Annotated in this window: 9 protein-coding genes and 1 pseudogene; 3 read left to right on the plus strand and 7 right to left on the minus strand. The window is 70.7% G+C overall.

The window, feature by feature from the left end:
- Positions 1–752: 752 nt before the first annotated feature.
- Together DFJ66_RS28865 and DFJ66_RS28870 are read right to left on the minus strand one after the other, a co-directional pair.
- A complete protein-coding gene (locus tag DFJ66_RS28865; RefSeq protein ID WP_121231877.1) occupies positions 753–1664 on the minus strand; it encodes an ABC transporter substrate-binding protein in 912 nt (303 codons plus the stop codon).
- Between the two features lie 20 nt (positions 1665–1684).
- A complete protein-coding gene (locus DFJ66_RS28870; RefSeq protein ID WP_121231879.1) occupies positions 1685–2824 on the minus strand; it encodes an LLM class flavin-dependent oxidoreductase in 1140 nt (379 codons plus the stop codon).
- Between the two features lie 339 nt (positions 2825–3163).
- On the opposite strand from DFJ66_RS28870, the gene DFJ66_RS28875 reads away from it, so the two are divergent.
- The 3 genes and pseudogenes from DFJ66_RS28875 (at position 3164) to DFJ66_RS28885 (ending at position 6597) form a co-directional block, all read left to right on the plus strand.
- Positions 3164–4018, plus strand: a complete 855-nt coding sequence (locus DFJ66_RS28875; RefSeq protein WP_121225670.1) for an amino acid ABC transporter permease — start codon at positions 3164–3166, stop codon at positions 4016–4018.
- A pseudogene (locus DFJ66_RS28880) lies at positions 4015–4777 on the plus strand (amino acid ABC transporter ATP-binding protein). Before DFJ66_RS28875 ends, DFJ66_RS28880 begins: the two are co-directional and overlap by 4 nt.
- The gene (locus DFJ66_RS28885; RefSeq protein ID WP_121225672.1) at positions 4774–6597 is read left to right on the plus strand and encodes an FAD/NAD(P)-binding protein; all 1824 of its coding nucleotides are present in this window, start codon (positions 4774–4776) and stop codon (positions 6595–6597) included. The pseudogene DFJ66_RS28880 and the gene DFJ66_RS28885 overlap by 4 nt, the downstream one beginning before the upstream one ends.
- Positions 6598–6923: 326 nt before the next feature.
- On the opposite strand, the gene DFJ66_RS28890 is transcribed toward DFJ66_RS28885, so the two are convergent.
- The 5 genes from DFJ66_RS28890 to DFJ66_RS28910 are packed head-to-tail and all read right to left on the minus strand — an operon-like array spanning position 6924 to position 10653.
- A complete protein-coding gene (locus tag DFJ66_RS28890) occupies positions 6924–7388 on the minus strand; it encodes a flavin reductase family protein (protein ID WP_121225674.1) in 465 nt (154 codons plus the stop codon).
- Positions 7385–7933 (minus strand): NADPH-dependent FMN reductase, encoded by a 549-nt coding sequence (locus DFJ66_RS28895; protein ID WP_121231881.1) that lies wholly within the window; start codon positions 7931–7933, stop codon positions 7385–7387. The genes DFJ66_RS28890 and DFJ66_RS28895 overlap by 4 nt, the downstream gene beginning before the upstream one ends.
- A gap of 56 nt (positions 7934–7989) precedes the next feature.
- Positions 7990–8754, minus strand: a complete 765-nt coding sequence (locus DFJ66_RS28900) for an ESX secretion-associated protein EspG (protein ID WP_121225676.1) — start codon at positions 8752–8754, stop codon at positions 7990–7992.
- The gene (locus tag DFJ66_RS28905; protein ID WP_121225678.1) at positions 8751–10277 is read right to left on the minus strand and encodes a PPE domain-containing protein; all 1527 of its coding nucleotides are present in this window, start codon (positions 10275–10277) and stop codon (positions 8751–8753) included. Before DFJ66_RS28905 ends, DFJ66_RS28900 begins: the two co-directional genes overlap by 4 nt.
- 13 nt (positions 10278–10290) lie before the next feature.
- A complete protein-coding gene (locus DFJ66_RS28910) occupies positions 10291–10653 on the minus strand; it encodes a hypothetical protein (protein WP_121225680.1) in 363 nt (120 codons plus the stop codon).
- Positions 10654–10773: the final 120 nt, after the last annotated feature.

The raw sequence follows: 10773 nt of genomic DNA on the forward strand, positions 1-10773 counted from the left end.
CCACCCAATGGCCGCAAGCGGCCAGCGCGCAGCGCGGCTTTTTGCGTGTGGTGGTCCCAACCACAGGTGGAGGGCCTCGGTTCCCCCGCCGTATGGCCTGCCCGAAGGGCTACCACAGATTTTCCGGGGTGCAGCCGAAAGTTTTTGCGAGGAACGAGCAAAAAGTTTTAGCGGCACCCCGGGAAATCTGTGGTTGGCTCCGCCAGGCCATACGGCGGGGGAACCGACGCCCTTCACCCCCCGCTGGCGGCCTGCCGCGCGGCGAGCGCCGCTTTTCATCTTTCGAGCGCTTCGCGCGTACCAGCGCGAAGCGCGTTCGGCTTGAGAGCGAAGCGTTCCGGCTTAAAGCGCTTAAAAGCGAAAAGCGCCTCGCCGGCGGGCAGGCCACCAAAGATGACTCAACTGCAACGGCGGGGGCTTCTTGCTTTTGCCATCTCCGTATGACCTGGCGGAGCCTACCACAGATTTCCCCGGGTGCCGCTAAAACTTTTTGCTCGTTCCTCGCAAAAACTTTCGGCTGCACCCGGGGAAATCTGTGGTAGCCCTTCGGGCAGGCCATACGGAGATGACAAAAGCAAGAAGCCCAGGTTGGGTTGTGTCCTCTCCGGTGGACTGCCGCCCGGCAACGCCGGGAACTGCCCACTCGGCAAGGCGGGTGGACTGCCGCTTGTCGGCTTCGTCGAAAGGCTGTGTTCTGGAGGGTGGGACCGGGGCTGGCGAAGAGTCCCGGTCCCACCGGTTTTCGGGGTGCGTTAGGCGTGTTCCGGAGGGCTGATCTTGGACTCCGGCAGGGCGGATGCCGTGGTGCCCCACTTGTCCAGGATTCGTTGGTACGTCCCGTCCTTGATGAGCTTGTTCACCGCTGCCTGGAAGGCCGGGGTCAGTGGCGAGCCCTTCTTGAAGGCGAAGCCCACGTCCAACCGCTTGAACTCGTTCAGGAACTTCAGGTTCGGCTGGTTGGCGGCCGCGTGGCGGAGGCCGTTGATGGTGCTCATGATGACGTCGAAGTGGCGTTGTTGCAGGCCCAGGTAGATGGCCGCGTTTTCGGAGAAGGTCAGGACCTCGTACGCCGGTTTGCCGGCGTCCGGGCAGATGTGCTTCTCGCGTTCCAGGGTGGCCTCGAAGGTCGTGCCGGCTCCTACGCCGATCTTCAGGCCGCACAGCTGTAGCAGGTTCTCCACCTTCTGGAAGCGGTCGTCGTCCTTGCGGATGGCGAAGCCTTGGCCGTCGTTGATGTAGGTGACGAAGTCGATGGTCTTGAGCCGCGCCTCGGTGACGCCGAAGTTGCCGGTGCCCACCTCGTACTTGCCGGAGGTGAGCGCCGGCAGGATGGCCTCGAAGCTCGCCACCTCGCGCTCGATCCGCACGCCCAGGACCTTGCCGACCGCCTCGGCGATGTCGATGTCCTGGCCCAGCACGGTCTTGTTGTCCTCGGCGTAGTACGACGACGGTGGCTGGCCGCCCACGGACGAGCCGAACTTCACCACGCCGGCCTGCCGGGTCGCCTCGGGGAGCAGGGCGGCGATGGTCTCGTCCTTGGCCAGCGCGGAGACGACGTCGACCGATGGTTGTACGCCGTTGTCCGGGCTTGCGGCGGGCGCACCGCAGCCGGAGACCACCAAGGCCAGCAGCGTGGTCAGCAACAGCAGGGTTCTGGTGCGCATGGGGGTGGAGTCCTTCGTCGTCATCCGTCTACCGCGATGGATTCGCGTTGCGGGGGCGGGGTGGGGGCCTTGGCTTGCTCGCGTTTGGCTACTTCCTCGCGGACGATCGGGATCACGTACCGGCCGAAGTCGATGGCGTCGTCGAGGGTGTCGTAGCCGCGTGCGGAGAAGATGTCGACGCCGAGGTCGTAGTAGTCCAGCAGGGCCTGCGCCACCGTTTCCGGGGTGCCGACCAGGGCGTTCGAGTTGCCGGCGCCGCCGGTCGCGGCGGCTGTGGGTGTCCACAGTGCACGGTCGAAGCGCTCGCCGCGGGCGGCGATCTCCAGCAGGCGTTGAGAGCCGGTGTTCTGGGGGTTGGTCAGGGAGTGCCTGCGGGTCAACGTCTTGCCGCCGGACGTGCGCTGCTTGATGGCGTCGACCGTCCGGTGCGCCTTCTCCCACGCCAAGTCCTCGGTCGCGCCGAGGATCGGGCGGAACGCCACCTGGATGCGCGGGGTGTCGGTGCGGCCGGCGGCGCGGGCGGCTTCTCGAACGGACTCGATCTGTGCGGCCGTGTCGGCGAGTGGTTCGCCCCAGAGGCAGAAAATGTCTGCTACCGCACCACCTGCCTTGTACGCGGCGGGGGACGAGCCGCCGAACGACACGTCGGGCCTCGGCTGTTGGACCGGGAAGACGTCGCTCACGAAGTCGGCGAACTTGTAGTGCTGCCCCTCGTGGTCGAAGGGCTCGTGCGAGGTCCAGGCCTTCTTGACGATCCGGATGTACTCCTCGGTGCGCGAGTATCGCTCGTCCTTGGTCAGGTAGTCGCCCTCGCGCTGCTGCTCGTGGTCGGTGCCGCCGGTGATGAAGTGCACGGTCAGCCGGCCGTCGGAGATGCGGTCCAGCGTGGCGAACGTCTTCGCGGCGAACGTCGGGTAGGACACGTTCGGCCGGTGCGCCAACAGGATCTGGAGCTTGTCCAGCTTCGTGGCCACGTAGGCGGCGGCCTGCGCCGGGTCGGGCGAACCGGAGCCGTAGGCGAACAGCACGCGGTCCCAGCCGTGCTCCTCGTGCGCGCGGGCCAGCCGCAGGGTGTAGTCCTTGTCGAACGACGCACCGCTGCGGGCGTGCGTCTCGGAGCCGTCGTTGGTGCCGCCGATCCCCAGGAACTCAACAGGCACGTCGAAACCTTCCACTGAGAGTGGCGAGAAGAGGTGTGGGAGAACGCCGACGCGCCAGGGCGTTGAGGGAGACGCGTGGGGTCGGCCGAAAGGAGAAGGCGCGTCAGCGCGGACAGGAGGACGACCACACCCGACCGAAGTCGATGTGGCCGCGAATGACCAGCCGCACGGAGTCCACGGACCCAGTGCAGCAGCGGACGCGACGGTCGTCAACGGCGGTTCGACGGACGTCCAAATCTCGGAATCCCTTGACCGGCCGCACGGTCGCACGCCTACGATCGGGTGCGGCGTTGAGGGACGCGGCACGTTGACGTGACCCCTCCTGCGCAGGAGCAGCCGATGAGCGCTTCGACCGTCGCCCCTCCGACCGACACCCAGCCCCCGACCGACGGGCCGCGCACCGTCGCCGAGATCGTGCCGCTGCGCCGGCCCTGGCGGTGGGTGTCCGCCGGCCTGGTGCTGGCCGCCGTGCTGGCGTTCCTGTGGTCGGCGGTGACCAACGAGCAGTTCCAGTGGTCCGTGGTGGCCCAGTACTTCACCGCCGAGGCCGTGTTGCGCGGCCTGGGCCTGACGCTGTGGCTCACCGGCCTGACGGTCGTGCTGGGCTTCGTGATCGGCGGCGTGCTGGCCGTGATGCGGCTGTCCGGCAACCCCGTGCTGGTGGCGGTGAGCTGGGGTTACGTCTGGCTGTTCCGGTCCGTGCCGCTGCTGGTGCAGTTGCTGTTCTGGTTCAACATCGGCGCGCTGTACCCGGCGTTGTCCGGTGCCACGCCGGTCATCGGCCCGGTCACCGCCGTGATCATCGGGCTGGTGCTGCACGAAGCCGCCTACGCGGCGGAGATCGTGCGCGGCGGCATCCTGTCGGTGGACGCGGGCCAGGTCGAGGCGGCCAAGGCGCTGGGCATGCGCGGCGGCCGCATCCTGCGGCGGATCGTGCTGCCGCAGGCCATGCGCGCCATCGTCCCGGCCGCCGGCAACCTGCTCATCGGCACGTTGAAGGGCACGTCGATCGTGAGCGTGCTGGCCGTGCAGGACCTGCTGTACTCGGTGCAGCTCATCTACAACCGCAACTACCTGATCATCCCGTTGCTGCTGGTCGCCACCGCCTGGTACGTCGTCGTCACCAGCCTGCTCGGCATCGGCCAGCACTACGTGGAGCGCTACTACGCGCGCGGCGCGGGGAGGCTGTCGTGACGGTCGCCGTCCAGGTCACCGATCTGCACAAGAGCTTCGGCGGCACCCCGGTGCTGCGCGGCGTGGACCTGACCGTGCCGCGCGGCTCGGTCACCGTCGTGATCGGCCCGTCCGGCTCGGGCAAAGTCCACGCTGCTGCGCTGCCTGAACCACCTGGAGAAGCAGGACCGCGGCGAGATCGAGGTCGACGGCGTGCTCATCGGGTACCGGCGGCACCGCGGCAAGCTGTACGAGCTGAAGGAACGCGAGATCGCGCGGCAGCGGGCCGGGATCGGCATGGTGTTCCAAGGTTTTCACCTGTTCGGGCACTTGACCGTGCTTGAGAACGTCGTGGAGGCCCCCGTGGGCGTGTCCGGCGTGCCGCGCGCGGAGGCCGAGGAGCTGGCGCGGTCGCTGATCGCCCGGGTCGGGCTGGCCGGCCGGGAGGACGCCTACCCGCGGCAGCTCTCCGGCGGGCAGCAGCAGCGGGTGGCGATCGCGCGCGCCCTGGCCATGCGACCCGCGGTGATGCTGTTCGACGAGCCGACCTCGGCGCTGGACCCGGAGCTGGTGGGCGAGGTGCTGGCGGTGATCCGCGACCTCGCGGCCGACGGCATGACGATGGTCGTGGTGACGCACGAGATCGGCTTCGCCCGGTCGGTCGCCGACCACGTCGTGTTCCTGGACGAGGGCCTGGTGGTCGAGTCCGGTCCGCCGGGTGAGGTGCTGGACCGACCGCGGCACGCGCGGACCCGCGAGTTCCTGGCGCTGGTGCGATGAGCGTCGTCGTGTTCGTCGGCGCCGGGCCGCGCACGTCCGGAGTGCTGGAGCGGTTGGGGGCCAACGCTCCCGCGCTGTTCGGCGGTCCGCTGGAGGTGCACCTGGTGGACCCGTTCCCGGCCGGGTCGGGGCGGGTGTGGCGGCACGAGCAGTCGGCGTTGCTGCGGATGAACTCGATGGCCGAGGACGTCACCATGTTCACCGACTCGTCGGTGGTGTGCGAGGGTCCGGTTCGGCCGGGTCCTTCGCTCGCCGAGTGGGACTGGTCCACTGTGGACTTGCCGGAGGAGGTCCGGGCCGAGCTGGCGGCGATGGAGCCCACGTCGTTCCCGAGCCGGCGGGTGCAGAGTGCGTACCTGAAGTGGTTCCACGCCAAGGCGGTCGAGTCGCTGCCGCGCGGGAGCTCGGTGCACGTCCACCCGACGCGGGCCGTTCGGGTGACGGGGTCGTCGCAGCTTCGGCAGCGGGTGTGGCTCGCCGGGCGGTCCGAGCCGCTGGTGGCGGACGTGGTGGTGTTCGCGTTGGGGCACTTGGACACCGTGCTGTCGCCGGAACACGCGGCCCTGCGTGATCACGCCGTGCAGCACGATCTGTGCTTCGTGCCGCCCGCGTACACGGCCGACGCTGACCTGTCGGTGGTGCCCGCGGGTGAGGACGTCGTGGTGCGGGGCCTGGGGTTGGCGTTCATCGACTTGGCGGTGCTCTTGGCGGAGGGGCGCGGGGGGACGTTCGTCCGGGTCGGCGGGGTGCTGCACTACCTGCCGTCCGGGCGCGAGCCTCGGCTGCACGTGGGCTCGCGGCGCGGGGTGCCGTACCACTCGAAGACCGGGTACCGGTTGCAGGGCGCGGCTCCCGAGGGGCCGCGGTTCTTCGTGGCGTCGGACCTGCTGGCCCGGCCCGGGGAGATCGACTTCCGGTTGCACGTGTGGCCGTTGATCGCCAAGGAGGTCGCGTACGGGTACTACCGGGAGCTGTTCACCGGCCACCCTTCGCGTGTGCGGCTGACGTGGGAGGAGTTCGCGGGTCGGTACGCGGAGCTGGAGTGGTACAGCGCGGAGATGCGGGCCTTGGAGGAGCGGGCGGTTCCGGGGATGGCGGACCGGTTGGACTTCGAGCACCTCGACCGGCCCATCGACGGGTTGGCGTTCGACTCGGCGGACGGGTTCCAGGAGTTCCTGCGGTCGTACATCCGGGCTGACGTGGAGCGGCGGTCCGATCCGCGGTTCAGCGCCGACCTGGGTGCTTTCCTGGCGTTGTTGACCGCGTACGGGCAGCTGGCGGTGCTGGCCGCGTCCGGCCGGCTGACCGGCGAGGACGGGTGGTGGCACGGGTTCTTCAGCTACTTCGCCTCCGGACCGCCGCCGGACCGGTTGGAGGAGCTGCTGGCGTTGTCCCGGGCCGGGGTGGTGCGGTTCCTCGGGGCCGACACGTGGGTGAGGGCGGAGGACGGCGTCTTCCTGGCGGGCAGTGCGAGCGTGCCCGGTCACGTCGTGCGGGCGAAGGGTCTGATCGAGGCGCGGCTGCCCACCCACACGCTGTCGGTGACCGCGGATCCGTTGTTGCGTTCTCTGGCGGCGGGTGGGGACATCCAGGACCGGGCGGGGTTGGTGGCGGTCGACCCGGTGGACAGCAGGGTTCTGGACGCGTCTGGGGCGCCTCACGCACGGCGGTTCGCGGTGGGGCCTTACACGACGAACAAGGCCCAAGCCGCGTTTGCGCGCCCGAACACCAACAACCCGGCGTTTCGGCAGAACGACGCCGTGGCGCGGGCGGTGTTGGAGTTCCTGGCGGGGGACGCGGTGGACGAGTCGGTGGCCTAGCGGCTGGTGGGACGCTGTCGGGGGTTCATGCGAGACCGCTTCGCGCTCCCAAGATCAAAAGCTAAAAGCGGCGCTCGCCGCGCGGCAGGCCCCCGGGGGGTGGGAAGGGCGTCGGTTTCGTTCCCCCGTCCGGCCTGCCGGAGGCAACCACACTTGGCCCGTTTGAGCAACCGGAAAAGCTGGTTGCACAAACGGACCAAGCGCGGTTGGGCTGCGCCCAGGCCGGACGGGGGAACGAAACCGAGGCCCTTCCCGTGGGCTTGGCAGCACGGGCTCGCGCCTGCGGCGCGGAAAGCGAGCGCGCTTCGCGCGGAAAGCGGGTGTGGTCAGGCTACTGAGGTGTAGCGGCCCTGGAATCTGACCAGAGGTGGGTTGCCGGTGTTGTGTTGGATTTCCACCGGTTCGCCGACCAGGGCCACGTGGTCGCCTACGGCGATTCGGCGGGACGTGCGGCAGCGCAGGCGCAGAGGGGCGTCCAACAAGTGGGGGACACCGTCCACATCGGACTCCCAGCGGGTGGTGGGGCCGAAGCGGTCTGATCCGGTGCGGGCGAAGAGGTCTGACAGGGCCGTTTGGCCGGCGTGCAGGAGGTGTACGGCGAACAGAGGCGCGGTGCGCAGTACCGGCCATGCCGAAGCGCCCTCCGCGATCCACACGACCACCATCGGTGGGTGCAGGCTTGCCGAGGTGAAGGAGCTGACCGTGACGCCCACCGGGCCGTCCGGGCCGGTGGCGGTGACGATCCCCACTGCCTGGGGGAAGTCGCGCAGCGCGGTGCGGAGGTCGGTCATCGGGCTGCCACCGCCGGAGCTGTGAACCAACCCGACTCGGCGAGTTGGTCGCCCAACTCGGTGATCAGGACGGTCTGGTCCGCCGCCAGTGCCGACTCGTTGACGAACAGGCCGCGGCCGGGCACGGAGGCGCCGAGTTCTGCCAGCAAGGGCTTCAAGTGCACCTCCACGGCCAAGGCGTGCTTGTCGGCCGCCGCCACGAGGAGCGGCACGGCGGTTTTGCCGCGCAGCCAGCCGCCGGGGGCCTGGTCCAGCACCGACTTCAGCAAACCGGTGTAGGTGGCCTTGTACGTCGGGGAGGCGACCACGAGCACGTCGGCCGTGGACAGGGTGTCCAAGGCGGCCCGGACGGCGGTGGAGCCGGGGGTGAAGACCTCGGGGGCGAGGTCGGCCGCGTCGACCAACGGGCCGTTGGGGGTGACCTCCTCGCCCCGCAGCCGCAGTGCGTGGCTGACCGCCTCGCGCAGCGCGAGTGCCGCGTTCAGCGTGCGGGACGCGGGACGGGGGTTGCCGACGAGCGTGCCGACGACGAGTGGCTGCGTCATGCCTTCGAGCATTCCAACGTCGTCGGCACCCCATCAAGGCGGTCCACGGTGCGGGATCACCCCACGGACGACAGGACTTTCTGGATCCTGGTGGCGATCCGGTCGTTGTCGGTGGGCGCGAGGCTGAGCCAGCCGTCCTCGTGCACCATCAGGTACCGGCCCTGGTTGGTGTCGAACCACGTGATGAGCGTCCCGGCCCGGGTGGGGCGGTCGCCGCCGCCGGTGCTGACGCCGAACTGGCCGCCGGCGACGCGGTTCGCGGCCAACTCGCCGACCATCGCCGCATCGTCGCGGGACAGGCCCGCCTTCTGCAGCGCGGCCCGGTCGTCCAACTCCTGGCCGCCCCACGGGTCGTCGTCCTCGTCGTCGCCGTCCTCCTGTTGGAGGGCGACGGCCGCGGTCAGGGTGTCCAGGCGCAGCGACAGCGCCGTGCCGGGGCCCGCGTTGCCGTCGGGGAGGACCTCGACGATGGACCGGGCGAGCGCGGTCGGGCGGATCTCCACCAGACCCACTTGGCCGCTGTCGATCACCGCGAGCACGGCCCGCGTGCCGTCCGACGCGGCGACCGCGCGCACCGGCCGGTCGATGTGGGCGACGGCGTCCACGGACAGGTGGTGCTCGGCCAGCAGGCGCAGCAGGTCGGTCAGCCGCGGGTTCGGCTCGCCGAGGTCCGCCAGCACCTTCGCCTTCAGCTCCGCCCGCTCGGCCTCCGTCGCGCCGCCGCTGGGGACGTCAAGGGGGTAGGGCAGCCGGCCCAGGCCCAGGTCGTGCCACAGCACGTCCAGTTGGACCGGCGTGAGCAGGAACTCGGCCTCGATCACGCTTCGCCGCCCTTCTTCTTCGGCTTCGCGCCGCCGATCACCGAGGGCGGCAGGTTCTCGCCGGGCACCTCGAAGATGTCCTCACCGCGCAGGTACGCGGCGGAACGGTGTTCCTTGTCCTCGTCGCCCTGGCCGCCGCCGGGGGCGCCGCCCATCGGGGCACCACCCATGGGTGCGCCGGCCGCGCCACCGGGACCGCCGGGCATCGGCCCGAACCCGCCGGGGACGGGGCCCCGCTGGCCCATGACGCCGGACGTGCCGCCGGCGGCGAGCTGCCCACCGGGACCGCCGGCACCGCCGGAGCCCGTGGGGCCGAAGCCGCCACCACCCGCGCCGCCGAAGCTCGGCATGCCGCCGGGCATGCCGGGACGACCGCCGCCCGGACCACCGGGGCCGCCGGGGCCGCCGGGGCCGCCACCGGGGCCGCCGACGGGTGGGGTGCCGGGGGAGCCGGCGGGCACGTAGGGCGGGTACTTGCCGGGCGCCTGGGGCACGACGGTGCCGGGCGGGGCCGGGCGGTACGGCGGGGGTTGCTGCTTGCCACCCGTGGACGTGGGCGGCACGTAGGACGGGGGCACGTACGACGGCGTCTCGCCGCCGGACGGCTGCGTGTACGAGGGAGGGGTGTAGGCGGGCGGGGTGTACTTGTTCGCCACCGGGACCTGCGCCGCCGCCGCGGCGGCCGTCGTGCCCTCCGGGCGGTAGGACGCCACCGGCGCGAGAGGAGTGCCGGAACCGCCGCCGTAGGAACCGCCGCCGGACGGGCCGCTGTACGAACCGGCACCGGCCGGGGTGCTCGGCGGCGTGTAGGCGGGTGCGGCCGGAGCCGATGCGACCGACGCGGCCTGAGTGGTGCCGCCACCACCGCTGGGCGCCATGGCGGGCTGGGCGTCGCTCAGGGTGGGCGCGCTCGCCGTGGCCATCATCATCGCCGGCGGTTCCTCGACCCGGCCGGTCACCGGGTTGTACGGCGGCGTGAACCGGGGGGTGGTCTGGTCGACCGCGCGCGACTCGTTCTCCATCGTCGTCATCACGGTCACGGCGTGCTCGTGCAGCGCGCGGGCCTGGTCGTTGGCGGCCTGCACGTCCGCCGCCGAGGTGACCAGGCCCTGGATGCCGCCCTGGGTGAACGCGCCGGTCGCCTGGTCCCAGGAGAACTCCACCGGTTCCGGCATGGACGCGCGCGCGTTCTCCATGATCACGCTCTGGTCCTGCACCCGCTTGCCCACCTCGACGGCGGTCGCGGCGGTCTGCGTGACCCACTCGGCGAGCTTCTTCACCGCCGCCCGCGCGCCGTCGGCCGCGTCGCCGGTCCAGCCCGTCTCGGACGCGGCCACGCGCTCGTTGATCACCCGCGCGGACTCGGTCAGCTCGGCGCCGAACTGGCCCCACTCGGCGCCGATCTCGCCGGTCTGGCCGGGGTCGTTGTTGTTGTGCACCGCCTCGTAGAGCTCGCGGTGGGACCGGGACGCCCAGTTCTGGGCGTCGGTGAGGACCAGGTCGATCTGCTGCTGGTCGGCCATGGTGATCGCCCTCTCACTCGCCGCTCAGGCGGGTCAGCTCGGAGCCGTGCTCCTCGTCGATCGCTTGGAAGTTGCGGATCGCGCTGTTCACGGAGTCGTGGGTCTGCTGGAGCACTTCGCGGTAGGCCGTCATCACCGACACGAACGACATCGGGTCGCCCTCGGCGCGGGCCTCGAACTTCGCGGCCATCCGGTCGCCGACGGGGTTCGCGCCCAGCGGCGCGGGGCGGGCCAGGCGGCCCGCGCGCTCGAGCCAGGAGTCGACCTGGTCGATCTGCTCGACCAGCATCCGGCGCAGCTCGTCCCCGGTCGCCGGGTCGAGGGTCACCCGACCGGAGTTCACCGACTCCGACAGCGCGAGGACCTTGTCCCCCACCGGGGCTTGTTCCGGATTCCCTGGCTCGGCGATGTACATCGTCAATCCCTCGCGAAGGCAGCCTGCTGGACGGAACACAGGCTCCCGATGGACGCCAACGCGGGCCCAACGTCCCGCCAA

It is taken from the genome of Saccharothrix variisporea, from assembly GCF_003634995.1.
Lineage (GTDB): Bacteria > Actinomycetota > Actinomycetes > Mycobacteriales > Pseudonocardiaceae > Actinosynnema > Actinosynnema variisporeum.